The sequence below is a fragment of the Paenibacillus sp. FSL H8-0259 genome (assembly GCF_037963255.1).
In the GTDB taxonomy this organism is placed as follows: Bacteria; Bacillota; Bacilli; order Paenibacillales; family Paenibacillaceae; genus Paenibacillus_AQ; species Paenibacillus_AQ phytohabitans.
The window spans coordinates 831286-856095 of sequence record NZ_CP150147.1 but is presented as its reverse complement, the minus strand read 5'-3'; the positions used below and the strand labels follow the sequence as shown (position 1 = coordinate 856095).

General features: G+C 51.4%; 22 protein-coding genes. 2 read left to right on the top strand and 20 right to left on the bottom strand.

Annotated elements, in window-relative coordinates:
• Positions 1-3 precede the first annotated feature (3 nt).
• From NSU01_RS03690 to NSU01_RS03640, 11 genes are all read right to left on the bottom strand, one after another.
• Positions 4-1293 (bottom strand): ATP-binding protein, encoded by a 1290-nt coding sequence (locus NSU01_RS03690; protein WP_076248062.1) that lies wholly within the window; start codon positions 1291-1293, stop codon positions 4-6.
• An 87-nt stretch (positions 1294-1380) separates the two neighbouring features.
• Complete coding sequence (locus NSU01_RS03685) at positions 1381-2031, bottom strand: amino acid ABC transporter permease (RefSeq protein WP_042133429.1); 651 nt, start codon at positions 2029-2031, stop codon at positions 1381-1383.
• Between the two features lie 31 nt (positions 2032-2062).
• The gene (locus tag NSU01_RS03680) at positions 2063-2713 is read right to left on the bottom strand and encodes an amino acid ABC transporter permease (RefSeq protein ID WP_039298474.1); all 651 of its coding nucleotides are present in this window, start codon (positions 2711-2713) and stop codon (positions 2063-2065) included.
• Positions 2714-2874: 161 nt separating this feature from the next.
• Complete coding sequence (locus tag NSU01_RS03675) at positions 2875-3726, bottom strand: glutamate ABC transporter substrate-binding protein (RefSeq protein WP_039298300.1); 852 nt, start codon at positions 3724-3726, stop codon at positions 2875-2877.
• Positions 3727-3758: 32 nt separating this feature from the next.
• Entirely contained in the window at positions 3759-4487 is a 729-nt protein-coding gene (locus NSU01_RS03670; protein ID WP_076248059.1) for an amino acid ABC transporter ATP-binding protein, read from the bottom strand.
• A gap of 350 nt (positions 4488-4837) precedes the next feature.
• Positions 4838-5827, bottom strand: coding sequence for an inorganic phosphate transporter (locus NSU01_RS03665; RefSeq protein ID WP_039298295.1), 990 nt, complete (start codon positions 5825-5827; stop codon positions 4838-4840).
• Between the two features lie 13 nt (positions 5828-5840).
• Positions 5841-6458 carry a DUF47 family protein gene (locus NSU01_RS03660; protein ID WP_039298293.1) on the bottom strand — a complete coding sequence of 206 codons (618 nt, stop codon included), beginning with the start codon at positions 6456-6458 and terminating at the stop codon, positions 5841-5843.
• Between the two features lie 204 nt (positions 6459-6662).
• Positions 6663-7766, bottom strand: a complete 1104-nt coding sequence (locus NSU01_RS03655; protein ID WP_076248057.1) for a DUF3048 domain-containing protein — start codon at positions 7764-7766, stop codon at positions 6663-6665.
• A gap of 147 nt (positions 7767-7913) precedes the next feature.
• Entirely contained in the window at positions 7914-8690 is a 777-nt protein-coding gene (locus tag NSU01_RS03650) for a class III extradiol ring-cleavage dioxygenase (RefSeq protein ID WP_042133424.1), read from the bottom strand.
• Positions 8691-8775: 85 nt separating this feature from the next.
• Positions 8776-9606, bottom strand: a complete 831-nt coding sequence (locus NSU01_RS03645; RefSeq protein WP_039298286.1) for an alpha/beta fold hydrolase — start codon at positions 9604-9606, stop codon at positions 8776-8778.
• Between the two features lie 191 nt (positions 9607-9797).
• Positions 9798-9998: a hypothetical protein gene (locus NSU01_RS03640; protein WP_042133422.1), complete on the bottom strand. Its 201-nt coding sequence runs from the start codon at positions 9996-9998 to the stop codon at positions 9798-9800.
• Between the two features lie 224 nt (positions 9999-10222).
• Here NSU01_RS03640 and NSU01_RS03635 point away from each other — a divergent pair, with 224 nt between their 5' ends.
• Positions 10223-10885: a DUF1129 family protein gene (locus tag NSU01_RS03635; protein ID WP_042133420.1), complete on the top strand. Its 663-nt coding sequence runs from the start codon at positions 10223-10225 to the stop codon at positions 10883-10885.
• A 41-nt stretch (positions 10886-10926) separates the two neighbouring features.
• Positions 10927-11886: a hypothetical protein gene (locus NSU01_RS03630; RefSeq protein WP_052421658.1), complete on the top strand. Its 960-nt coding sequence runs from the start codon at positions 10927-10929 to the stop codon at positions 11884-11886.
• Positions 11887-12018: 132 nt separating this feature from the next.
• Here the strand turns inward: NSU01_RS03630 and ilvA are convergent, their stop codons facing one another.
• The 9 genes from ilvA to purM form a co-directional block, all read right to left on the bottom strand.
• Positions 12019-13281: a threonine ammonia-lyase IlvA gene (ilvA, locus tag NSU01_RS03625; protein ID WP_039298277.1), complete on the bottom strand. Its 1263-nt coding sequence runs from the start codon at positions 13279-13281 to the stop codon at positions 12019-12021.
• Positions 13282-13808: 527 nt separating this feature from the next.
• Entirely contained in the window at positions 13809-15893 is a 2085-nt protein-coding gene (locus NSU01_RS03620; protein ID WP_076248054.1) for a methyl-accepting chemotaxis protein, read from the bottom strand.
• Between the two features lie 313 nt (positions 15894-16206).
• A complete protein-coding gene (locus tag NSU01_RS03615) occupies positions 16207-16698 on the bottom strand; it encodes a PadR family transcriptional regulator (RefSeq protein ID WP_052421656.1) in 492 nt (163 codons plus the stop codon).
• Positions 16699-16743: 45 nt separating this feature from the next.
• On the bottom strand, positions 16744-17586 hold the full coding sequence (locus NSU01_RS03610; protein ID WP_042133417.1) for an NmrA family NAD(P)-binding protein: 843 nt from the start codon (positions 17584-17586) through the stop codon (positions 16744-16746).
• Between the two features lie 159 nt (positions 17587-17745).
• Complete coding sequence (locus NSU01_RS03605; RefSeq protein WP_144026201.1) at positions 17746-19092, bottom strand: SEC-C metal-binding domain-containing protein; 1347 nt, start codon at positions 19090-19092, stop codon at positions 17746-17748.
• A 382-nt stretch (positions 19093-19474) separates the two neighbouring features.
• A complete protein-coding gene (gene purD / locus NSU01_RS03600; protein ID WP_076248051.1) occupies positions 19475-20740 on the bottom strand; it encodes a phosphoribosylamine--glycine ligase in 1266 nt (421 codons plus the stop codon).
• Positions 20741-20763: 23 nt separating this feature from the next.
• Positions 20764-22311 carry a bifunctional phosphoribosylaminoimidazolecarboxamide formyltransferase/IMP cyclohydrolase gene (gene purH, locus NSU01_RS03595; RefSeq protein ID WP_042133411.1) on the bottom strand — a complete coding sequence of 516 codons (1548 nt, stop codon included), beginning with the start codon at positions 22309-22311 and terminating at the stop codon, positions 20764-20766.
• 477 nt (positions 22312-22788) lie between these two features.
• The gene (purN, locus tag NSU01_RS03590) at positions 22789-23403 is read right to left on the bottom strand and encodes a phosphoribosylglycinamide formyltransferase (protein WP_076248049.1); all 615 of its coding nucleotides are present in this window, start codon (positions 23401-23403) and stop codon (positions 22789-22791) included.
• Positions 23403-24443 carry a phosphoribosylformylglycinamidine cyclo-ligase gene (purM, locus tag NSU01_RS03585; protein WP_076248046.1) on the bottom strand — a complete coding sequence of 347 codons (1041 nt, stop codon included), beginning with the start codon at positions 24441-24443 and terminating at the stop codon, positions 23403-23405. Before purM ends, purN begins: the two co-directional genes overlap by 1 nt.
• Between the last annotated feature and the right edge of the window lie 367 nt (positions 24444-24810).

Sequence of the window (24810 nt, the reverse complement as noted above, 5' to 3'; positions counted from 1 at the left end):
TCTCTATTCCTCCTTCCGCAGCTTTGCACTCGGCACAATAATCTGGAACATGGCCCCTCCGGCATGCGACATCGGCTGAACGGTAATCGTTCCCTCGAACATATTCACTATATCCCGTACATGAGAGAGTCCAATCCCCGTAGCGGCGATTCCCTCTTCATCAAATTTCGTAGTAAAACCCGGCTCGAACAGCAGCTCCAGGTCACGCTTATGAATCCCTGCCCCGCTATCGGTCACTGTAAAAATGGTCATGCCGTCTTTCTCATAAGCATCCAGGTTGATGCTGCCTTTACGTTTGATGACTTCCACCGCATTGGCAGTGAGGTTGTTAAGCAGAGTCAGCAGAGGAATATAACTGTCGGTTGTGTAATCGGAGGTAATATGAATATGAAAATTGATCTGCTTGCCCAGCATTTCGGCGTATTTGGCATTGCTCTTGACCGTGAACCGCAGAATTCCCGATAACGGCATATCAGCGGTGACCTCGCGCTCCACCAGCTTCACAAGCCCGGCCAGAATCCGCTGGGAATCCTTCTTCACCTCATGGATCTGCTGGGTGATATCCAGCACCTGCCGGCTATACGGCTCCGGTCCTTCCCCTGCCTTCAGATTGCGGTACAGCTCGAAGCTGTTTAGCGTCACATTCTCCAGTGTTCCGATGGATTTCTTCAGATAGAATACTTCGCCGTACAGGCCGGAGCCGAATCCGAGCATCTGCTCAATCCGCTCATTCTGTTCACGTGCCCTGATCCGCATCTGGCTGACCGAGATACTACTGTATACCCCGGTTGTGAAATACGTACGCAGGACAGCAATCGCCATCAGATAAGTCCACTCGTTCAGCCGGAAGGAGGCCGAATCCAGCACAATCAGCCGCGTCAGCAGCTCCATTTCATTCGACAAGAGATCGATTACTGCGGCAACAGCGCCCAGCACCAGCGGATGGAAGGTATCCAGCCGGCTTTTGATGGCATGCATCAGCAAGGCGAACACAATATAATAGACCATCGCGGAGAAATGACTGTTCAGGCTCTGCTCAAACGTCTGTCCGCTTCCTTCTACTGCATCCATTGCCGTGCGGAACAGCAGAACGACCACACCCGTAGCAATGCCTGTACTGATATACGGCAACTGCCTCATTAAAAGCAAAAACAGCAGAAAAGCGCTGCTGCCCATAGCAATCCGGAAGATGTCGCCATCAAACGGATTTATTTTGAATTCACCGGCTACAGCCGTAACGACTGCCACCAGCAGAATCTGTGCAACTCTCATTCTCAGAATAGATTGTCCCATCGCCACTGCTCCCGCCTAGAGATGTTGACAACTATAGTATCATACCCGCACTTTATTTTATACGGCTTTGCCCCGGTCCCGCTCGATTTATGCTGTTTTGTTCTCAAGTCTTCTGGAGAGCATCGACAGCAGGAAGTTTACGGTGAAATAGATCAGTGCGACGAGCGCCAGCGTCGGTATCGCGTAGCCATAGCTGTGCCCGATTACGATATTGGCATTGTGCATCAGCTCCGGCAATGAAATGACCACCGCGAGTGAGGTATCCTTCAGCAGCGAAATGAACTGGCTGACCAGTGGCGGAACCATCCGCCGCAGTCCCTGGGGGAGCACGATATGCCACAGGGTCTGGAAATTGCTGAGACCGGAGGAACGTGCAGCCTCAATCTGCCCTTTATCAATGGACGTCAACCCGCCCCGGACAATCTCAGCGATCATCGCCGCCTCGAATATCGTTAGTGCAGCAATCGCCGCCGTTATCAGTCCAAGCTTAATCCCTACCTCCGGCAAAGCGAAGCGGATGAAGAATATGATCAGCAGCAGCGGCAGATTACGGATCAGCTCGACCAGGTAGAACATCACCGGAGACAATACCGGCACTTCCGAGTAGCGGATGACTCCAATAATACAGCCAATAACAAAACTCAGGATGATCGATACAAAAGCAACGATCAGCGTAATATACAGTCCGTCCAGCAAAAACTTCAAATTATCGGCGGAGTATGCACCAATAAAATCCATGATATCCCTCCTTTATGCTTTGAGTGGCTTCTTAATATTTGCGCTGCAGTCTGCGTTCCCACACGCGTACGCCGTAGCTGAGCGGAAGGGTAAGCACCAGATAGAACAACGCCACGAAGATATAGGTGTCGAAGGTACGGTAAGTCTCTGTTGAGATACTGTCCGCGAAATACATCAGATCAAGGCCGGCTACCAGTGTCAGCACCGAGGAGTTCTTGATCAGGTTGATGAACTGGTTGCCGAGCGGCGGGATAACCAGCTTGATCGCCTGCGGCAGAATGATATGCAGCATCGTCTGTATGTAGCTTAGGCCGGATGAACGGGAGGCCTCCATTTGTCCCTTGGGAACGGCCATGATTCCGGCGCGGATCGCTTCGGCGATGAAGGCTGAGGTGTATACCGCAAGTCCGATTGTTCCCGCCTTGAAGCCGTCCAGCGTAAAGCCCAGAGCAGAAGGTCCATAATAGAAGATGTACACTACAAGCAGCAGCGGGATATTGCGGATGAACTCCACATACGCCGTTCCGAACCAGCGCAGCGCTCTCACAGTAGTAATGCGGAAGACCGCAATCACCGCTCCGATCAGGAAGCTGCCGATCAGGGCCAATACACTGGACAGCACGGTGCCGTAGAACCCTTCCATATACAGCCCGAAATAATTCGTTAATATTGAAAATTCCATAGATTTCACCTGCCTTTGCCCAAAGATGAGTTCATTCTTGCCCCACATAGGAATCCTTCCTATAAACAAGTAGAAACGGCAGTGCCATCCTCATGGGATGGCATCCGTTTCTGCGAGTAATATAAGGCAGGTTGTTAAGTAAGCTGAAGCTTAGCACATGCTTATTTCGCTGGAGCTTTACCAATCCATTTCGTATAAATGGCATCATACTCACCGTTTGCTTTCAGTTCAGCCAGTGTATCATTCACGGCTTTAACTACATCGGTGTTGCCCTTTTGTACTGCAATGCCGTAAGGCTCATCGGTGAACGGCTCGCCTACAACTTCATAGCCCGGGTCCTGCGAAGCCATACCGTACAGAATCGCATCATCCGTAGTCAGTGCATCGCCTTGGCCGGCCTTCAGGGCGCTGAATGCATCCTGATAGTTATCGAATTCAAGCACGGTTACACCCGGCACTTTTTCTTTGATATTCTTAATGGAGGTTGCGCCCTTGGAGCCCAGGATCTTCGTATCCTTCGTTACGTCATCCAGTCCGGTAATCGGGCTGCCCTTCTTCACCAGCAGGGATTGGCCTGCCTGGAAATAGACGTCGGAGAAATCAACTTCCTTCTTGCGTTCTTCAGTGATGGTCATTGTAGCTACAACCATATCGATTTCGCCGTTATTCAGCATCGGAATACGTGTCTTGGAGGTAACTTCCTTCAGCTCAATCGCGTTCTCGTCACCCAGAATTTTTTTGGCGATGGCTTTGGAGATATCAATGTCGAAGCCCTCTACGTTGCCGGATGCAGGGTCCTTCAGACCGAACAGGCGGGTGTCGTACTTCACGCCTACGAGCAGCTTGCCGCGTTCCTTGATCTTGGCAATCGCCTCAGAGTCAGTAGCCGTTCCTGCAGCAGCGTCATTCCCTCCGGCATTGTTCTTGGCATTGTTGTTGCCGCAGCCGGCAATCACGAGCATAGCCGCAATCATCAGTACACTTAACATTTTGAAGCTTTTTGACATTTTCATTTCTGTTCCTCCCCTGAATCCTATATATTTGTTTAATGACTTAATACACGGCTGAGAAACGTTCGTGTCCGGTCTTCACGCGGACTGGCGAAGAATTGCTCCGGCTCCGCTTCTTCCACGATCTGTCCCTGATCCATGAAGATTACCCGGTCGGCCACCTCGCGGGCGAATCCCATCTCATGGGTAACGACAACCATCGTCATGCCTTCGCGGGCCAGAGTCCGCATAACATCGAGTACTTCCCCGACCATTTCCGGGTCAAGCGCCGAGGTCGGCTCATCGAACAGCATAATCTTCGGCTTCATCGCCAGCCCCCGGGCAATCGCCACACGCTGCTGCTGTCCGCCGGACAGCTGTGAAGGATAGGACTGTGCTTTATCGGCAATCCCGACCTTTTCCAGATAATACATCGCCGTCTTCTCGGCTTCCGCTTTGCTTAGTCCAAGCACCTTAATCGGCGCGAGTGTGATATTATCGATTACTTTTTTATGCGGGTACAGATTGAAATGCTGGAAGACCATTCCGATCTCTTTGCGCAGCTTGTTGATATCTGTCTTGCGTTCATTTACAGTTATACCGTCAACGGTCAGTCCGCCGCTCGTAATAGTCTCCAGTCGGTTAATGCAGCGCAGCATAGTGCTCTTGCCGGAGCCGGAAGGACCGACTACGACAACCACTTCCCCTTCCTGAACATGCAGGTCAATGGCTTTCAGTACATGGAAATGTCCGTAATGTTTGTCTACCTGATGAAAGTCGATCAACGACAGGGCCTCCTTTGTATATCATTATGTGTTTGTCAGCTATGGTAACACTTAAAACACACCTTACTTTAAAGACTACCGAAAACTACAAAAAACTACGAAAACCTTTAATCACTCATGTCATTTTCTTTTCTAAATGTGACGTATTTCATTTTCTTTTTACGCCTATTAATGTTTTTTATCAGTTCGCTGTAACTTATTGTGACATTCCTCTCTTGAAAAACCAAAATACTCCCCGCAAAATCAAGAAAAGCCGGAAACACAAAAAAAGCTGGAAACACAAAAAAAGATGTCCGCAGCCATTCGTGGCTTCCGCGACATCTTGTACGGGCAATCTATTCAATTCAAGTCTAGAAAAAGAGTTTGAAGATTACTCCCGCCAGCACTGCGCTGATCGGAATGGTAATAAACCAGGTCACCACGATACGTCCGGCTACTCCCCATTTCACGGCGGAGAAGCGTTTGGCTGAGCCTACCCCGAGGATTGCAGAGGTAATGGCATGTGTCGTACTTACCGGCAGATGAAGCAGTGTAGCTGTGAAGATAACGGACGCGGCCGAAATATCTGCTGCGAAGCCGTTAATCGGTTCAATTTTGAAAATTTTGGTACCCATGGTCTTAATGATCTTCCAGCCGCCGATGGACGTTCCGAGCGCCATGGATGTTGCCGCTGCAATCTTAACCCAGAGTGGTACATGCATAGTGTCGAGCCGTCCCGATGTTACGAGGGCAAAGGTGATAATCCCCATCGCCTTCTGGGCGTCATTCGTACCATGTGTGAAGGATTGGAGCGCCGCCGTAATGATCTGCATGGAACGGAAACCCTTGTTCACGGTATGCGGACTGCGCTTTGCAAAGATCCACTTTAGAATCATCATCACAACATAACCGATGGCAAATGCGATCAGCGGGGAGAAGATCAGCCCCTCCACAATCTCAATGAAGCCATGCCATTTCACATTCTCCGAACCTGCACCTACATATACCGCTCCGGCCAAAGCTCCGATAAGCGCATGGGAGGACGATGATGGAATCCCGAGCCACCAGGTTACCAGATTCCAGATAATCGCCGCAATGAGCGTCGCAATAAGAATATCTATCCCGTTATCCAGGAGTGCCGGGTCAGCAATGCTGCCGCCGATCTTCTTCGCTACGCCTTCAAACATCAGCGCACCGATAAAGTTCATACTTGCTGCCATCATAATGGCTGTACGCGGCTTCAGCGCGCGTGTAGAGACTGAGGTAGCGATTGCGTTGGCTGTATCATGGAAACCATTGATAAAGTCAAACGCCAGCGCAAGAAATATAACAAAACCTAGTACATATATAGATGTATCCATATTTCAGAGCCCCTTATGAATTGCGCATGATGATCGATTCCAGCATGTTGGCTACGTCTTCACATTTATCCGTGGTCGTCTCCAACCGCTCGTACAATTCTTTGCGCTTAATCAGTTCAATCGGGTCTTTTACAGTTTCGAACAGGGCCTTCGTACAGATACGAAGCACTTCATCGCCTTGGTTCTCCAGATCATTCAGACGGATCGTGTATTCACGGATCGCCAGCAGCTTCTTCTGGGAGAGCAAATGAACCGCTTTTTGGATTTCATACGCACTTTGGCGCAGAATTTCCGCGAACTGGACGATATACTCATCCGCATCCAGCAGGTTATACATATAGAAACGCGAGGCAGAAGCCTCCAGACCATCAATAACATCATCCATGCTTGTGATCAGGTCCATGATGTCGTCACGTTCCAGCGGCGTAATAAAAGTTTTGTTCAGTTCCTTGATGACGGTGTGCGTGTAGGTATCGCACTGGGATTCGTATTTCTTCATCACCCCGGCGAAATTCTCAACATTGTCCTGGAGAGTTGAAATATTCTGAGCGAAGTAATCTGCCGCCTGAACAATGGTATCGGCCATGTTTTCCAGCGTCTCAAAGAATATATCCTTTTTTCTCAACTTCATTAGCTTTAAACCCCTTTACATAAAATTGCCGTGAAAACGTGAAGCCACCCAAATGTAAACAGCATGAAAATGAATGACAACCCTTGTTATCTTATCATATCAATAGAATGGATAGAAGTAAAAAACCGAACTTTTTTACACTATAATAACAATTCCCTGTAATTGCGAAAATAATCATATGAACGGTTAATTATCCGGTGCTTATCAGGTGGGACTAGGTGCCAGCGCATAATCGACATGGCTGCCGAAGGATGGACTGTTCGGTACAATCAGAATATGCGTTATGCCGGGGTACATCAGCGCTTCCCTGCCGTCTTCTTTCACGAACCGGATGATGTCTCCGGGCCTGCGCGACCATTTGCCGGGAATCGCTACTCCGCGCTGAAACAGCAGCGCTTCCCCGCCCAGCTCCACATCCACCTGCAGCCTGCCGACATCATCGAGCACCTTATGGTCAGAGCCCATTACGATTACGTTCGCCGCTGCCACCGGACTGTTATTATTCAGATCCAGATGCGGTTTGCCGTTCACCCAGCGGACATAGGTGCGCTGCTCAGCATTATATTTATACCCCACCGTATAGCTCTTCAGCAGGAAGCTTACATTGAATTCCAGCGCGGGCTTCCCCTCAGTAGGCGCATAATCCGGATCTGTGAAAAGCAACCCGGGAACCTCCACACTTTCGGCAAATCCCAGCTTCCCTGCACCTTCCCGCAGCTTGGCGGCATTGCTGTATAGATTATGCGGGGCTTTGCGCTCCTTGTCCCGCCAGAAGTAGGCACCTGCACGGCCGATCTCGTCCATGTCCTCCTTCTTCTGCTTCTGCAGAATGGCGTAAGCCGCCGGACTGCCTCCCGCATGCACAGTCACACCGCCGTAGCTCTCGCCAATGTCGAGCAGATAAGGGCGGATACTGCGGATCGGGCCGATCTTCACCACCCCGGTATGACTCTGGAAGATTCCGATCAGCCGGGTAATTCCGCCCTCCGCCAGTACTTCGTAGAGGATATCCGCTTCGCTGACTCCGGATTGCGGCCGGGCAGCCGGGGCATTATTGATCATGACTGCGAGCGGCCGGGGCAGCGTTCCGTCCGTAGCCGGAAGCCCCGTTAATCCGGATACTATTCCCGCTGCAGGCGCTATTGTCGGAGTGGGCTGCGCAGCTTCTGTCGGCTGGGGTTCAACAGTAGCTGCTACTGTAGTCGGCACTGGAACCGTTACTGCATTCTCTGTCCCGCAGGCGGAGAGCAGCGCGGCAGCAAGGACGAAGACTGATATAGGACGGGCTGAAGACCGGTTTATCGTCATAAACTTGTTGTTCCTCCTAAAGTTTTGTCAGTAAGCTTTCTTTCATTTAATCATAGCTGGCAGAGTTTGTCTTGAGCACACGGGAAAATCTGCATACAAAAAAGGATACAGCCATTAAAGCGGCTGTATCCTGCATTTATTTGTGTATTAGTCGACCATCCAGCAGTTTAAGCTTAGGGTACCGTATTGATAGGCCTGAATCATTAACTGCGCCCGTCTGCCCTCATCGGCTGTACCCATTACATAGAAGAGCGGTACGAAATGTTCCTTCCCGTAGGTGGGAACGGCCTCCCGCACATGCGGAGCCTGCTTCTCAAATGCAAAAAGTGAAGCCAGATCCCATGCTTCGAGCCGCTCAGCGATCCAGGCATCGAAGTCGAGCGCCCAGGGCTCGGGCTGATCATCCTGCTTCAGCAGCCTGAGATTGTGGACCAGTCCTCCGCTTCCGATCAGGAGGATTCCTTCATCGCGCAGCGGGGCCAGCATCCGTCCGATATTGTACTGCTCTTCGGGAGAACGCATCGAATCGACGGATAAGGCTACGACGGGAATGTCGGCCTGCGGGAACATTTTCTTCAGAATAACCCAGACCCCATGGTCAAGGCCCCGGCCGAGTATAGGCTGATGACAAAGATTGCTATCCTTGAAGAGTGCGGAAATCCTGCTGCTTAACGCGGGATCGCCCGGGGCCGGGTAGGCCAGCTTATACATCTCTTCCGGAAAACCATAGAAATCATGCTGCGTTTCATGCTGTGCGTCCACTGTAATCAGCTGCTGGGGACTGTCCCAGTGCGCCGAGAAAACTACAATGCCGCGGGGCTTCCCCAGATCAGAACCCAGCCGCTCCAGGAAACGTGTGTATTCGTTATCCTCAAGAGCCAGCAGCGGAGAGCCGTGCGCAATAAAGAATGCCGGTAATTTCATAGGGTGCCAACCTCCATAACCCAGTATATGGTCTGCCCTTTTATTTTACCGCTTATTCTTACGTATTGCACGCATGGGACCTCTCCTATATCATCCAGTTCTGCCATTCCTCCTGCAGATGCTCCTGCTGATTCATCCATTCCCTGGTGCGCTTAAGCACCTGCTCCTGTGCCGGACCTGACGAGAAGGTATGGTCGCCCTGGAAAATAATCTCCTTGTCGCAGCGGCCTTCAGGACGTGTCCAGAACAGCTTCTGGTAGAGGAAGGCATAGTCAACGGGAATAACATCATCGGAGGTCCCGTGGATGACCAGCACATCACCGCTGAATTTCCCGGCCTCCTGGAACGGCTGGAACGCTGCCAGTGAGTTGAAGTACACCGGGGTGAACGAATAGCCGGAATAATCGGCTGAGCCGCTCTTCACCGACCGGTCATAGGCTTCCCTTCCGACAATCTTTACGATATCATTGAACGGATAGCCGACCGCAGACCACAGCACCAGGTTCTTCACCCGCCGGTCACGGACACCGGTCAGCAGCGCTACTGCACCGCCCAGACTATGTCCGATCAGCGTCACACGCTGCGGGTCCACATCGGCCGAGCTGATGCCGTAATCCAGCACCGCCCGGGTCTGGCTGATCATCGACTCCATATCTTCGCTTCCGTAATTACCGCTGCTCTCCCCGCAGCCTACGTAGTCAAAGCGGATAACCATATAGCCATCCTGCGCCAGCTCACGGGCTGCCTTAACGAAGATCCGGTCTACACCAATCCGGCTGCCCACGAAGCCGTGGCAGATCACTGCAAGCGGCACCCGGTTCTTGCACCGTCCGGTGCCTGCCTTGTCTGCGGATGGATAGTGTATGCTCGCTGTCAGTTCCTCTCCATTATGCCGGATGATAATATTCCGTTCCATTGCTGCGCCCTCCCTGAAAGCTGATTTATTTCAAATTATAATTATTCCGATTAATTTAGTATGATTTATATCTTTATTATACGATTCTCCTTAATTTCTTGTCAATAACCATAGTCCTCCGGATTTCCTGAAAAGAGCCCCTTCCGCTCCCGCAGGAGCAAAAGAGGCCGTGGGTCAAGCTTGAGCTTCACTCAGTCATAGCTGTCGTGAAACATATCATGGGTCTCCTGCCGGCCTTCCCAGTCTTCAAGTCCGTTCTCCGGTGTCACGCCAGCAGCATCCCAAAGACTGAAGCCGTCAGAATTGCCCCAATCCCCCACTTCATTAGCAGGTGCAGGCGCGAAGCCGTCGCCCACAAATTTGCCGGGTTCCTGTTTGTTCTCCTGTTTCATAACGCTCCCTGCCTTCCTCTAGCTATATTTGGTGAAGCAACCACCTCTTCAGTGTTCACTCTTCCAAACGGATTATTCAGGGATTAACGAAAGAAAAGTTACGCAGAAGCGGAATCTTCTGATCCGCCTGCAAGGGTTGTCCTTGCACACCACTGCTGCACAAACGTATACTCTAGGTTAAAGGCTAACCTGATTAATCCACCTTGGAGGTATACGTCCATACTATGAAAGTTAAAGCTATGATTAAGCAAAACAACCTGCTGCGTGAGCAGATGACGCCATTTAACCGCTCTTTTTTTGAAGATATGATTCTGGCCATGCGGGCCAGCTCGGTAGACTCTGTCCGTGCAGAGGAGCTGCTGCTGGAGGCGGCTGAACTGCTGCTGAAGGGGCAGGCCAAAGGCAGGAATGCCAAGCAAATCTTCGGCGAGAACCCCGGAGATTATTTCAAAGATGTGATGAACAGCAGCCCCCCGCGCTCTCCGCGCAGCAAGCTGAAGAACTCCCTGATGATCTCTTTGTCCGCCCTGACCATTCTGTTCGGAGTGATGGGCGCTGCCGGACTGATCATGCAGTGGAGCGGAGGTCCGGATGAAATCTTCGGCCAGATCAGTATTTTCACCCTTATCATAGTAGGTATCGGCTCGATTGTTCTGATTGAGCTAATTATGAAATGGATGGCCTCGTTGTCTGAGGACGATAGCCCGAAGCCCAAGGCTTTTGATATCAAAGGGCTGGGACTCTATGTCGGAATTGCGATTGCTGCCGTATTTGCCGGAATGTTCCTCGATAATCTGTTCCCGGTCATCCGGATTGCACCTTGGGTCAGTCTGGTTCTTGCCGCAGCTGGTGGTCTCGGACTGAAATTAATATTTTTCAAATCATAGAGAATATATTCAACTTTTATTCCACACAGGAGGAGACTTGTATGAAGAAGCACATCGTTCTAACCGCCGCTATTGCTCTGCTCATGGGGCTGGAGGCAGCAAGCTCCGCTCCTGCCCGTGCTGAGAGCAGCGCGGGCCGCGGCACAGGCACGTCTGAGGCGGCTGCCAGCGCTAAGGCGGGTGTTACCGGTGCAGCCGTCCTCAGCCATGCTGAGGCTGTCTACAGGGCTGCGCTGCCACTGTTCTCCTCAGGCAACCTGCCGGGTGCTATTACTTATATGAATACCAATCTGTATGCTGTCACTCCTTATCAGGCGACTGTTCTGACACTGAAGCTGGAGAACCTGCACAAATCGCTCCTGCCTTCCTGGGAGAAGAAATTCAGCAGCAGTGAGGTACAGCGGAAGCTCATCTCCGTCTATAAGGCGGGAGTCAGCATGGTGAGGCTGGCCGAGAGTACGGAGAATGCTTCACTTCGTGCGCTGCTGAAAAGCGCGGGAGAGAGCGGCTATAAGCTGGAGACGGCCGAAGGAACCTTTTTCCCGGTGATTGATTATGCCGCTTACCGCAAATATAAACTGTACGTGACAGAGGATATCCGTGATTATATTTCAATAATGGCGACCGAGTCGGATCTGCCCCCTTCCAAGGATAACGGGCTTGTGATCGCCTGGGGGGATGTCGCTTCCCGTGCACTAACCCAGGAGCAGTTCATTCAGACCTATCCCAAATCCAACCGCCTATCAGCAGTCAAGACACTTTATAACATGTACGCAGTGAATACATTCTATGGCCAGAACAACACGCCGCTCTTCCATTACGATAATCTGGAAATGGATCTGGAGGCACAGAAAGCCTACAGCAGCATCCTGGCCAAAAACAGCAGCACCAGCCCGTTCCTGCAGAAGCTCGATGGCTTCATGAAGCTGATGAAGAGCAACGGCTATCTCTTGGATGATGACGCCGAGCAGTATCTGAAGACAGAAGTGCCCCAGTCCTGATAAGCGTATAACTCAGCAGCACCGGATGTGCGCAGCAAACTTATCGCTATGAAATAAGACCCGCCCGGGTTGAACCCGGGCGGGTCTTATTCATATCCATATAAACGGCTATTGCCGCTGACAACGATTATATTAGATCAGCATGCTGAATAAATTGACATCCTTGTTGATCTCTACGTAATCCACGCCCTTCTGCTTCATCCGCTCAATCAGCGGGGCGTAGGCATCTGTGGACATCAGCTCAATGCCCACCAGTGCCGGGCCGTTCTCCTTCTCGTTCTTCTTCGTGTATTCGAACCGGGTAATGTCATCGTCGGGTCCGACTACCTCAGTCAGGAATTCACGCAGGGCACCCGCGCGCTGCGGAAAATTAACCATGAAATAATGCTTCAGGCCTTCATAGATCAGTGAACGCTCCTTGATCTCCTGCATCCGGTCGATATCATTATTGCCGCCGCTGACGATGCAGACCACGCTTTTGCCGCGGATCTGATCCCGGTACATGTCCAGCGCAGCAATCGGAAGCGAGCCTGCCGGCTCCACAACAATCGCATTCTCGTTATACAGCTCCAGAATGGTTGTACAAGCCTTGCCTTCCGGCACTTTGACTACATCATCCAGGAGCTTCGAACAGATGTCGAAGGTCAAGCCGCCGACACGTTTCACCGCCGCACCGTCAACAAACTTATTAATTTCCTTCAGGGTGATCACCTCACCGCACTCCATCGCCTCGCTCATGGAAGCTGCTCCGGTAGGCTCCACACCGATCACCTTGGTCGCCGGGCTCACGGTCTTCACATAGGTGGCTACACCTGCCGCCAGGCCGCCTCCGCCAATCGTAACAAATACAAAGTCAGCCGGCTTGTCCAGGCTCTCCATAATCTCCATCGCAATCGTACCATTGCCGGCGATAATGCGCGGCTCATCAAACGGGTGAATCAGCGTCATGCTATAGTCTATACAAGCCTGCAGCGCTTCATCGTAAGCATCGTCGAAGGTATCCCCCTTCAGAATCACTTCCACGAATTCGCCGCCAAAACGCCGGACCTGCTTAATCTTCTGATTAGGTGTAGTGCTCGGCATAAAGATCTTGCCTTTGATTCCCAGTGCCTTACAGGAATACGCCACACCCTGGGCATGGTTACCCGCACTTGCACATACAATCCCCTTGGCTCTGTCCTCGTCGGACAGACTGCGGATCATATTGTAGGCCCCGCGGATCTTGAAGGAGCGTACAATCTGCAAATCTTCGCGTTTCAAATACACATTACAGCCGTATTTAGCTGACAGTACCGCATCCAGCTGCAGCGGCGTACGGACGATAACCTCCCGCAGCACATGATGTGCGCGTACAATATCTTCCATTCCTACGATCCGGTTTTCGCCTTCTCTCATCTTTTCCTCGCCTCACTGTCTCTTTCTTATCGTTTCGCTTCTTGTAACATACTCTTCCAAGGACATTTTTTCAACCCTTGTCCTCCTCACACAATACAGAATCCACTGCCGGTGGAATCCTGCTACTCCACCCCTCATTCTTAAGTTCATCTTATATAGTTGTATAATGTGCAATTAAAAACAGCGAAAAGGGAGGCCCGCCTCTTATAACTGTATTCTGTACAACTAAATCTGCCCGAATGGGCAAGAACCGTCTACATAGTGCTTTTTAGTTGCACGAAATACAACTAAACGGATAATCGGTGGAAAATCAGACGTTTTAGTTGTACAAAGTGCAATTAAGCATACCGTACACTCCTAGGCATATACCGTAATCCCTTCACGGCGTCCTACCCTCATACTTTAATCTCCTCATTTCCTCATTTAGCACTCCAAATGCCCCTCCTATGCGCCTATGCTTACTTTCCATACGCAACAAGCAAACGGCCCTGCCGTAAACCGGCAGGACCGTCCATCCTTCACTATAACTAGACCTTAAACCGCGATACCGTCTGCAGCAGCTGAGCCGAGCTCATCTTGATCTCCTCCATCTCGGCAACGATGCTGCCGGACTTGCCGATGATCTGCTCCGCCTGGACGGCGATGACCCCGGCCCCTTCTGCGCCTTCATTCGTTGCACTGCCCGTCTCGCTGATCGCAGTCAGCATGCTCTGAATGGAAGCCAGCAGCTCTTCGGAGGTGGCACTGAAGTCCGTTACCAGCTCATCAATATACTTGGCATCTTCGCTGTACCGCTCACCTGTCTCCTGCATCGCATCGTAATCCTTCAGCACCTGCCGGTCCATGAAGCGCAGCATGCTCTCCGCACCCTCGACCAGATTGGATACCGCCTGGACTACCGCTTCAGTAACTCCCTGGATTTCGGTCACCGTCTCCCGCGAGTTATCAGCCAGCTTACGGATTTCCTCCGCCACAACGGCGAAGCCTTTGCCTGCATCTCCTGCTCTCGCAGCCTCAATGGAAGCGTTCAGCGACAGCAGATTGGTCTGGGCGGCAATTTCCAGAATCGCTCCTGTGAGCGCGCCTATCTGCGAGATCGACTTCGACTGTTCAAGCGCCATGCGCAGCTTTTCTTCACTCTGTCCGTAGATATGATCCGCCTGCCTGCGTGACTCAAATGCTCCCTCTTTCAGCTTATCCGCCCGCACATTAATTTCCCGGGCCGCATCTGCCCCCTCTTGGGCTTTGCGGGCGATACCGTTAATGGCATGCTCGAATTCGATCGTGCTGGCATTCATTTCCTCCATCGAAGCCGCCGTCTGCTGCATGCCCGCTGACAGCTCTTCGGTAATCCCCGAAATATCGGTAATGCTGCCGTCAAGCACGAACACATTCTTCTCCGTATTCTCCACTGCGCCAGAGATGCTCTGCGAACTGCGCATGATTTCCTGAATCAGCGACTGCTGTGAGGAGATCATATCGTTGAAGCCCTCTGCCAGTACGCCGATTTCCCCTTTGGCGGTAACCTTCGCTCTTACCGACAGGTCGCCGGACATCGCTTTTCGGAAGGCAGCTGTAAGGATAGGAATCTGCTGCAATATACTATTGGAGACAAAGTACAGCAGCACGGACATCACTACAATCGAAGCAATAATTGAGAGAATAAAGATCAGCTCGAATTTCTTCAATTCCTGCTCCGCTTTTTTCTCCGGTACGATCAGCGCCACAGACCACTGGTTCTCTACAGCCGGCGAATACGACACATAACTGGCCTCGCCGTCAATATCCGTCTTTATCACATTCGAGCCCCACTGTACCATCTTATCCCCGACAGCTTTCCAGTCTTCACCGAGATCGGACATTTTCTTCAGCAGAATATTGTCTGTATCCGGATGGTAGATGAAGGTTCCTGTCTTATCAATCAGTACGGCATACCCGCTGCCATTGTAATTAAAAGCGCTCAGCGCCTGGGTAATCTGCTCCGTGGAGATATCGGCACCCGCCACACCGATCAGCTTGCCGGCATCGTCGAGAATCGGTGCGCTGACGCTGACGACCATTTTGCCGGAGCCGGCATCAATATAGGGATCCGTAACCGTAACACGCTTATTCTTGGCTGTGCTGGCATACCAGCCCCGCTCCTTCAGCACGAAGTCCGCCGGCGGCTCGAACTCATCCTGCGTAATCACCTTGTTCGCAGCATCCAGACCTATATACACATTCAGCAGGTTCTTATTGTTGTTCTTGACCAGATTCAGGGTGCGGATCAGTTCACTGTACCCGCTGGTGGTCTTCGCTGTTTCCGGATCACTTACACTGGCGATATAGTCACGGATATAGGCGTTGGCATTCAGAAGCTCTACACTGTCCGAAGCGGGCTGCAGCAGCTCGTTGACCTTAACGCTTATCTCTCCTTTCTGATAGGTCAGCGAATTGTTCAGGCCATTGACTATAATCTGCTTGGCATTGCTGTAAATCACTACGGATACAATCACAAGAATAACAATCACAGAGAGGATCACGGACATAAACAGCTTGCCGCGGATTCCCATATTGCTGAAAGAGGCTATAAGCTTCCTCTCCCTGCCCCTTCTGTTCTTCCCCAGTGTCATAGGTCCTTCCACCTTCCATGTATAAAGACTCAGGTCAGCTATGCTGCTCCGAATCTTCTCTATCTTTCGACTTATTTCTGCAAAAATCCCCTTTATCCCTTTACCGTTTCCCCGTAAGCTGTGAAAAAACTGTGACCATGTCAGATATTTTCTCACAAATGTCATGTCCATCATCTGAATATCCCGTATTTCTGCTTATTCATGTCAGGTTATTTGCACAAAAAAACCCTTGTATCTGCGCTATTCAGCAAATAAAAGGGAGTATGAGTTCATACACCAATATTCAGTTCCTATTATCCGGGAGTACGCCGCCCTACTGCTCGAGCAGCTCCTGAAACCATTTCAGGTTCAATTCATGGTGCGCTCTGACATTATTCATCATCGACTTTGCCGTGTAGTAGATCCTATCTTGCTTGGCATCCAGCGCAGAATCAATTTCAGCAATTTTGCGCCGTGTTTGCTCCATCTGCACCGCTACGGCCGACTTGAACCGCTCAGAATCATATTGGTGGGCGAATAGCGTGGTCATATAAAAGGCTAACGTGATATCGTCCGTCTGCAGCGAATATTTAGCCATCAGCGCTTTGAAATGCTCGTCGCCCTGCGTCGTAATCTCGTAGATGTATTGTTCAGGATAGTTGTTAACGCTAACGACTTCAACCAGCCGGACCAAGCCCTCACCCGCTAACCTCTGCAGGTTGTAATACAGTGATCCCTTCGTCATATGAGCGAGATACCTGTAGTCCCGTTCCTTAAAGACATTCATCAATTCATAAGCGCTGGATGGTCCGCAATCCTTCAGCAAACCCAGTATTAATAAGGGTATAATAATAATTCCTCTTTCTATAGATTATTGAAAATCAAGGATATGCTCAGATATCCATTCTCTGAACGTATAAGGCTCCCGTCCCAGAATAGCCAGTACCGTGTCCGTCACGGCGAGCTTATGCTTCAGGGTATACTCCCAGTCCTGGACTCTAAGAGTAATATACTCTTCAGCAATGTACTTGCCCATATAGGATCGGAAGTCATCGATTGTCTGCTCTTCCAGTTCAAGCGATTGTCCTAAATGTTTGGAAATTTCTGTCAATATGTTCCGCTGGCTGAGAATACTCGCCCCTGTAAGCGTTAAGACCTGCCCAGAGAATCTGTCAAAATCGGTAACAACCACGCTGATAACTTCAGCAATATCTGCTTCGTGCACACTGGCCAGCTTAGCCTCCAGGGCCGGTAACCGGATCGTCCCCCTATTGTATCTAAAAAGGTCCCCCCAGTAAATGGTATTATGCATGAAGGCCTCAGCACGGATAAACACATACTGAAAGCCATACGCCTGAATCTGATCCTCGACTTTTTTATGTTTAATCGCATTCTCGTTGTAACCGGCATCCGAGCGGTTGATGGAGGCTGAGGATAAGAACACGATGTTCCGGACACCCTTGGCCCGGGCAGCCTGCAGAATCTCTTCAGCATCATCCAGAAGGATCAGGAATAAGGTCTCCACGCCGCGCAGGCTGTCTGACCAGGCGCTGCAATTCTTGATATCGCCGGTGACGATCATCATATGCTCTGTCCGGTCTGTTAACAGCTTCTCAGGTGTTCGGGTGAGGGCTTTAAATTCGATATCCTTAAGCTTGAGGTAATGTATAACCCGATTTCCAACGGTTCCAGTTGCTCCAGTAATAAATAACATTACAAGGACCTCTTTTCCGAAAATTTAGTCTAATTAGACCACATCACATAATATAGTCTAATTAGACTAAAGTGGCAAGGATTATTATACAAAAAAACACAGCCCCGGAGGACTGTGTCAGATATTTCATGTTCAGATTATATATAGATCATCTATATTCTATTGTTTCAGCATCCATTTGAGCAGATCCGGCATGCTTGCCCACAAACGCGAATGCATAATGACATATTCAATGGCTTCATTGGAATCGCCCATTCCGACAAAATCCGGGAGATTATGCGGCAGCCGCTTCACACCCAGCAGATAATCAGGCACATGCTTGTTCACCCCGCGCGCAACACGGTACAGCATTTTGAGCTGTGAGGTAATTCCGTTCTTCTTGAACTCCAGTACAATCCGGTCATAGGCAAAAGCCGCTGCGGCATCGTCTTCCCCGTAGTTCTTGATCACCCGCTCCGCTTCCTTCAACTGGTTGCTGTACAAGTAGACAGCGGTCAAAAGATAGCGTGCACCGGTATTGTCATCCGGGTTAAGCTCGAGAATATGCTCCAGAATCTCCGCTGCTTCCTCGGCCTTCCCGCCAAACCAGCAGGATTCCGCATAGCTTTGGCAGATACGGATATAAGGGCGGGTCTCCGTAAGCCCCCAGAAATACCCTTTGTTCTTGGTAAAATAAAGCTCGCCCAGTTCACGTCTGCCTGCAGCAATTCCCGCTTTGAGGAATTTACGCGCCTCATGCTCATTCTCCGATTCCTCGGCCAGGATAAGATAGGCATCCGGACTGTCCGGATAAATCTCCAGTGCCGTCTCCGCCAGCTGAACACGGCGTTTCGCAGAAGTGGCCTCCACCGCTTTGTACAGAAGGGCTTGCGCCTTCTCCTGGGGAGTACCCGGACCATTCAGCGTGATCAGCTCATCAGCTTCTCCGCCCATTCCGTATTCTTCGACATAATTATATAATTCTTTGACTTTACGGGAGATGGTGGCCGCCGTAACTTCGTATTTATCGGCAAGCTCCGTCTGCGACAGCATGAAGCCGTATTCCTCTGACAGCAGATATTCGATGGCCGCGCAGAACGAGCCGGCTTTCTTCACCGCAGGTTTGGTCTGCCGGGAGAAGCCATTCCACAGCACCAGGGCTTCCAGAATCAGTTCCCGGTCGTATTGATTTCTCATGCTCTCAATGAGCTGCAACGCCAGCTGTTCATGGGCCGGATGCTCCCATTTCAGTTCGCGTGCGACCATCTTTTTCAGCTTGGGCAGTGTAAGCTTACTCTCGGTACGTACCGCGGCCTCCGCTGCTGACTGTTCCTGTACGGATTCGCTGAATACAGCCTCTTGTGCTGCCGCATCCTCCGTCGTTACCAGCCGCAGTATGGATTCGACCGCTGACGTTTCTTTATCCAAGCAGCACTTCTTATATTTTTTCCCGCTTCCGCATGGGCATAAGTCATTTCTTCCGACCTTACTCAAAAACAATTCCCCCTTAAATCTGTAACTAAGCATCCGTAAAAAACGGCATCGCTGTTATTGTACTTATTATTTAAGTATCATTTCCCGGCATGGGGCTTTCTATATCCCCTGAACATTCAGCAAGTGGAAACGGCTTGCCCATCCTGTTAAGGACAGTTCAAAAATATAAATCCCTAAATTTTAAAAAAGGCCTTTCCATGAAAGGAAAGACCCTTTATCTGTATATATCCGCACATTTTCCCCCGTACGAGTTGTATTATAGCACTTCTCCTACTACTTGTCAGTCCTTTTTTTGGGACTAATAGCATAAACTAACCCCGCAAAGTGGGGCTTTAGCTTCGATGAGTATACGGGTAATTTGCATTGGCCCCAAAGCATAGGCACTCTTATCTGGCTGAAATACAGTGCTTTATCCTCAGATCAGAGCCTTCATAGCGATGTCACTACGGCACTGTTTGCCCGGGAAGGTGATCTTTCCGGCACTGGCATATGCTGCTGCACGCGCTTCAGCAATCGTAGGACCCATGCCTACAACTCCAAGCACCCGGCCGCCGCTGGTTACCCAGCTGCCATCCTCACCGCGTGCAGTTCCCGCATGGAAGACCAGACTTGTACCGTTCTCCTCCAGTCCGCTGATCGGCACACCCTTCGGATACGGACCGGGATAACCTTCCGAAGCCAGGACCACGCAGACTGCGGCCTCATCGCTCCATTCAATCTGAATATCCGCCAGCCTGCCTTCTGTAACAGCCAGAAAGATCTCCAGCAAGTCGCTTTGTAGCCGGGGAAGAACAACCTGCGTCTCGGGATCACCGAAGCGGGCATTGAATTCTATCGTCTTCGGTCTGCCGTCCGGCGAGATCATGAGCCCTGCGAACAGTACGCCGCTGAAGGGGCGCCCCTCAGCCACCATGGCTTTGGCTGTCGGCTCGATGATGGTCTCCACTGCTTCGCGGATAATAGCCTCATCGATATGCGGAAGCGGGGAGTATGTCCCCATGCCTCCCGTATTAGGTCCTTTATCGCCGTCGAATACCGGCTTATGGTCCTGTGCAGCCGCCATCGGCCGCACTGTTTCGCCATCCACAAAGGCCAGAATCGACATTTCCTGCCCGGCCAGAAACTCCTCAATCACGACCTGTGCGCCGGCTTCACCGAACACCTTAGCCACCATGATATCCTGCAGAGCCGCCTCCGCTTCCTCAAGGGAATACGCCACGGTCACACCTTTGCCTGCGGCCAATCCGTCCGCCTTGATTACAATCGGCAGCTCCTGAGTACGCAGATAGGCAAGTGCAGTCCCATAATCACTGAACTTCTCATACGCCGCTGTCGGAATGCTGTACTTATGCAGCAGATCCTTCATGAAGGTCTTGCTGCCCTCGATTTCCGCCGCATTCTTCCGTGGGCCGAATACAGGAATATCCTTCGCTTCAAATGCATCGACGATCCCCGCTGCCAGCGGATCATCCGGTCCGATGACGACCAGCCCGATCTCCCGTTCCTTGGCAAACGCGGTCAGCTTATCGAACTCGAATACGCCGATCGGCACACATTCGGCAAGCTGCGCAATCCCGGCGTTGCCGGGTGCACAGTAGATTTTACCGGCCTTGGGACTGCGGGTTAAGCTCCAGATGATCGCATGCTCCCGGCCGCCGCCGCCGACCACTAAAATATCCATAAGTATGTTACCCTCCCAGCGTTCTAGTGTTTGAAGTGGCGAACGCCGGTGAAGACCATGGCAATGCCGTATTCATTAGCAACCTTAATGGATTCCTCGTCCTTAATTGATCCGCCCGGCTGGATAACCGCCGTAATACCAGCCTTGGCAGCCATCTCCAGGGTGTCGCCCATCGGGAAGAAGGCATCTGACGCCAGTACGGAGCCTTTGGATTTCTCTCCGGCCTGCTCAATCGCAATCTTGGCCGCGCCGACACGGTTCATCTGTCCGGCACCTACGCCTACGGTCATATTATCAGCCGCCAGCACGATCGCGTTCGACTTCACATGCTTAACCACCTTCCAGCTGAACAGCAGCTGCTTCAGTTCTTCTTCCGTTGGCTTGCGGTCGGTTACGACCTGCAGCTCCTCCGGATTCACGGAATGAACGTCACTTTCCTGCACAACCATTCCGCCTTCAATGGAGGTTACGACAAAGCTGGTTTTGCGGGAAGCTGCCGTGCTGAGGTTACCAAGCTTGAGCAGGCGGATATTCTTTTTCTTCGTCAGGATCTCCAGCGCTTCATCCGTGAAGCCCGGAGCCAGAACGATCTCTAGGAAAATATCCTTCAGCATATTAGCCGTATCCTCATCGATAATCCGGTTCGCCGCAACAATTCCGCCGAAGATGGAGGTTGGATCGGCATTGTAAGCTTTTTGATAAGCCTCATATACACTCGCCCCCACGCCTACGCCGCAAGGATTCATATGCTTAACAGCCACTACAGCCGGTTCTTCAAACTCTTTTACAATCTGCAGAGCCGCATTAGCATCGTTAATATTGTTGTAGGACAGCTCCTTGCCGTGCAGCTGCTCGGCAGCGGTGAGTGTATCCTGCGCAGCCAGCGGCTTGCGGTAGAAAGCAGCCTTCTGATGCGGGTTCTCCCCGTAACGCAGATCCTGGATTTTCTCGTAAGTGACCGTATAGCGCTCCGGCAGCGGTTCACCGGTTACATTCGCCAGATAATCGGCAATCAGGGCATCGTAAGCCGCCGTATGGCGGAAGACTTTGGCCGCAAGACGTTTGCGGGTTGCAAGGGTGGTATCTCCACCCGCACGCACTTCCTCAAGCACTGTAGCATAATCCGCCGCGTCCACTACCACACTGACAAAGGCGTGGTTCTTCGACGCCGAACGCAGCATCGTTGGTCCGCCGATATCGATGTTCTCGATAGCTTCCTCATACGACACATCCGGCTTGGCAATAGTTTCCGCGAACGGATACAGATTCACCACTACGAGGTCGATGTAGTCGAGTCCAAGCTCGGTCATCTGCCGTGTATGCTCTTCGTTATCACGAACCGCAAGGAGGCCGCTGTGTACAGCAGGATGCAGCGTTTTGACGCGTCCATCCATAATTTCGGGAAAGCCTGTCACATCGGATATACCGATGACCGGAACGCCTTCTTTAGCCAGAAGTGTGCTGGTGCCGCCTGTGGAGATAATTTCTACGCCTAGTGCAGACAACTCGCGGCAAAAATCCACGATGCCCTGTTTGTCCGATACGCTGACCAGCGCTCTTTTGATACTCACTTTGAATAGTCCTCCTCTGGATTCACACTAGATTAGGTTGTGGCCTATGATCGCAGGATCATTGTCGCCGGTTAGCCCGTGCTTATACTTGAGTTTATAATGTTTATAAAATAAGTGGATTTAAGTCATTTAATTTCGGCTTGTTATCAGCCAGATAGAAAAGTAGTTGGAAATTGTCCATCTAAATGATGCCATATGCGCCTTAGAGCCTACAAACGCCAGAATTAGTTGTACTTTATCCAATTACGTTCCGCGATCACTGGTATTCAGACAAATTAAGTGGAGTGAATTCAATTGCTGTATCGACAGCAACCGGCATGTCAGCAAACCCGTAATTCCGGCAATTTCAAACTGCCCAGTCAGCCAATCTGACATCTTGCAGACTTTGTGCAATATTTCCCGAGAAATATCAGAATCAGCCGCACCTGCCTGAAATACATTTTTTTGTGTCAGATCCGGCTAATATGGCTTCTGCTATTATTCGCCAATTGTCGTTATTCTTCCGTTCAGATCCACTCTGCCTGCTGCCAAAGCAGCCACCACTTCGGGATACAGCCCGTACTCTACCTGATGGATCCGTTCTGCCAATGATTCAGCGGTATCTCCCGGGTTCACCTCAACGCTGCGCTGGGCAATAACCGGTCCGGTATCCATGCCTCCGTCGACAAAATGCACCGTAACTCCCGTCAGCTTCACGCCATAATCCAGCGCCTGGCCAATCGCATCCTTACCTGCAAAGGCCGGCAAAAGCGAAGGATGGATGTTGATGATCCGTTCCGCATAAGGCTCAAGCAGCACCGGTGAGATCAGCCGCATATACCCGGCCAACACGATCAGCCCGATGTCCCGGCGCTGAAGCTCGGCAACAATCGCTGCCTCGTACAGCTCCCGGCCCGCGAAGTCCTTCGGCCGCAGCAGGAGGGCGGGAATTCCCGCTTCCTCCGCCCGCTGTGCCACAGGCGCTTCCGGCTTGTCCGAGACCAGCAGCTCTATGCTGCCTCCGCCGAGCTTCCCCTCCTGCTGCGCCTGGACCAGTGCGGCGAAATTGCTGCCCTGACCCGAAGCAAATACAGCGATCCGGCTCCACTCCATCAGACTTCAGCTCCTGTAAAGGTTACCTTGCGTTCGCCTTCCGTTACAGTCCCGATAAGATAAGCTTCTTCCCCGCTGGCCTTCAGCAGCTCCAGCGCGCGCGCTCCGTCCGCTTCAGCTACTACCAGTACAAGGCCGATCCCCATATTAAAAGTGGTGAACATATCACGGTTGCTTACATTGCCTTTGCTCTGCATCAAGCCGAAGACCGGCTGAATCGGCCAGGAGCCGTAGTTAATCTCTACGTTTACATTCTCAGGCAGCACGCGCGGGATATTCTCGATGAACCCGCCTCCGGTAATGTGAGCCATGCCTTTAACCGGAAGCTGTTCCAGCAGCGACAACAGCGGCTTCACATAGATTTTGGTTGGAGCCAGCAGCACATCCACGAGCGGAGCGTCTAGTTCAGGCACTACGTCATTCAGTCCGTAGCCGTCTTCCTCCAGCAAAAGCTTGCGTACCAGCGAGAATCCGTTGCTGTGAATGCCGCTGGAAGCCAGACCAATCACCGTGTCTCCCGGTGCAATGTCCGCGCCGGTTACCAGCTTCGCTTTGTCGGCAACCCCTACCGTAAATCCGGCGATGTCGTACTCACCGGCCGAATACATGCCGGGCATCTCGGCCGTTTCGCCGCCAATTAATGCGCAGCCTGCCTGATGGCAACCTTCTGCGATTCCGGCAACGATCGCTTCGATCTTCTTCGGCACTACCTTGTCGCAGGCCAGATAGTCGAGGAAGAACAGCGGCTCTGCGCCCTGCACTACGATGTCATTCACACACATGGCAACGGCATCGATGCCAATCGTGTCGTGGCGGTCCGCTGCGAACGCGATTTTGAGCTTCGTGCCCACGCCGTCCGTTCCCGATACGAGAACAGGCTCTTCATATTTGTCCTTATTCAGGCCAAACAGTGCGCCGAATCCGCCCAGCTCCGTCATCACTTCAGGACGGTAGGTGCGCTTCACATGCTTCTTCATGCGTTCTACCGCTTCATTGCCAGCCGCAATATCCACTCCGGCGTTTTTATAAGCTTCCGACACTTTTGGACACCTCATTTAAATTAGTTTAGAGCGCGGGTTCGGGGCGGCAGGGATTTGAATCTTTTGGTGGTTATAGTCGTCATTACGAAGAATATTTGGACTTCCGGTCGCTGTTATATTTGGATTTCCTGATTTGAACCGCAATTTGCGGTAGAAATCCAAATATAAAGGCGAACGCTGACGCTCCTACAGTTCCAAAATTCCTCTTCATGACTCCAACCACCGGGGTTAAAACCCGTGCCGCAAGCCGAAGTTCGCGCCTTGCACAGCAGCACTGTTTCGGCGCTGTGGGCGAAGCCCAGCGCCTCCAAGCGCACGGGGCAAAGCCGTGCGTGCCCTTAGGCGACAGAACTTCCGGATTTGCGGC

Excerpts from the sequence above, each read along its gene's own strand:
- NSU01_RS03620 (WP_076248054.1), bottom strand. The coding sequence starts at position 15,893 with ATGACACTGGGGAAGAACAGAAGGGGCAGGGAGAGGAAGCTTATAGCC.
- NSU01_RS03605 (WP_144026201.1), bottom strand. The coding sequence starts at position 19,092 with ATGCTTAGTTACAGATTTAAGGGGGAATTGTTTTTGAGTAAGGTCGGA.
- NSU01_RS03635 (WP_042133420.1), top strand. The coding sequence starts at position 10,223 with ATGAAAGTTAAAGCTATGATTAAGCAAAACAACCTGCTGCGTGAGCAG.
- NSU01_RS03675 (WP_039298300.1), bottom strand. The coding sequence starts at position 3,726 with ATGAAAATGTCAAAAAGCTTCAAAATGTTAAGTGTACTGATGATTGCG.
- NSU01_RS03690 (WP_076248062.1), bottom strand. The coding sequence starts at position 1,293 with ATGGGACAATCTATTCTGAGAATGAGAGTTGCACAGATTCTGCTGGTG.
- purD (WP_076248051.1), bottom strand. The coding sequence starts at position 20,740 with ATGGATATTTTAGTGGTCGGCGGCGGCGGCCGGGAGCATGCGATCATC.
- NSU01_RS03680 (WP_039298474.1), bottom strand. The coding sequence starts at position 2,713 with ATGGAATTTTCAATATTAACGAATTATTTCGGGCTGTATATGGAAGGG.
- ilvA (WP_039298277.1), bottom strand. The coding sequence starts at position 13,281 with ATGAGAGAAGGCGAAAACCGGATCGTAGGAATGGAAGATATTGTACGC.
- NSU01_RS03655 (WP_076248057.1), bottom strand. The coding sequence starts at position 7,766 with ATGACGATAAACCGGTCTTCAGCCCGTCCTATATCAGTCTTCGTCCTT.
- NSU01_RS03665 (WP_039298295.1), bottom strand. The coding sequence starts at position 5,827 with ATGGATACATCTATATATGTACTAGGTTTTGTTATATTTCTTGCGCTG.
- NSU01_RS03630 (WP_052421658.1), top strand. The coding sequence starts at position 10,927 with ATGAAGAAGCACATCGTTCTAACCGCCGCTATTGCTCTGCTCATGGGG.
- NSU01_RS03640 (WP_042133422.1), bottom strand. The coding sequence starts at position 9,998 with ATGAAACAGGAGAACAAACAGGAACCCGGCAAATTTGTGGGCGACGGC.
- NSU01_RS03645 (WP_039298286.1), bottom strand. The coding sequence starts at position 9,606 with ATGGAACGGAATATTATCATCCGGCATAATGGAGAGGAACTGACAGCG.
- NSU01_RS03610 (WP_042133417.1), bottom strand. The coding sequence starts at position 17,586 with ATGTTATTTATTACTGGAGCAACTGGAACCGTTGGAAATCGGGTTATA.
- NSU01_RS03660 (WP_039298293.1), bottom strand. The coding sequence starts at position 6,458 with ATGAAGTTGAGAAAAAAGGATATATTCTTTGAGACGCTGGAAAACATG.
- NSU01_RS03650 (WP_042133424.1), bottom strand. The coding sequence starts at position 8,690 with ATGAAATTACCGGCATTCTTTATTGCGCACGGCTCTCCGCTGCTGGCT.
- purN (WP_076248049.1), bottom strand. The coding sequence starts at position 23,403 with ATGGAGTGGAGCCGGATCGCTGTATTTGCTTCGGGTCAGGGCAGCAAT.
- NSU01_RS03685 (WP_042133429.1), bottom strand. The coding sequence starts at position 2,031 with ATGGATTTTATTGGTGCATACTCCGCCGATAATTTGAAGTTTTTGCTG.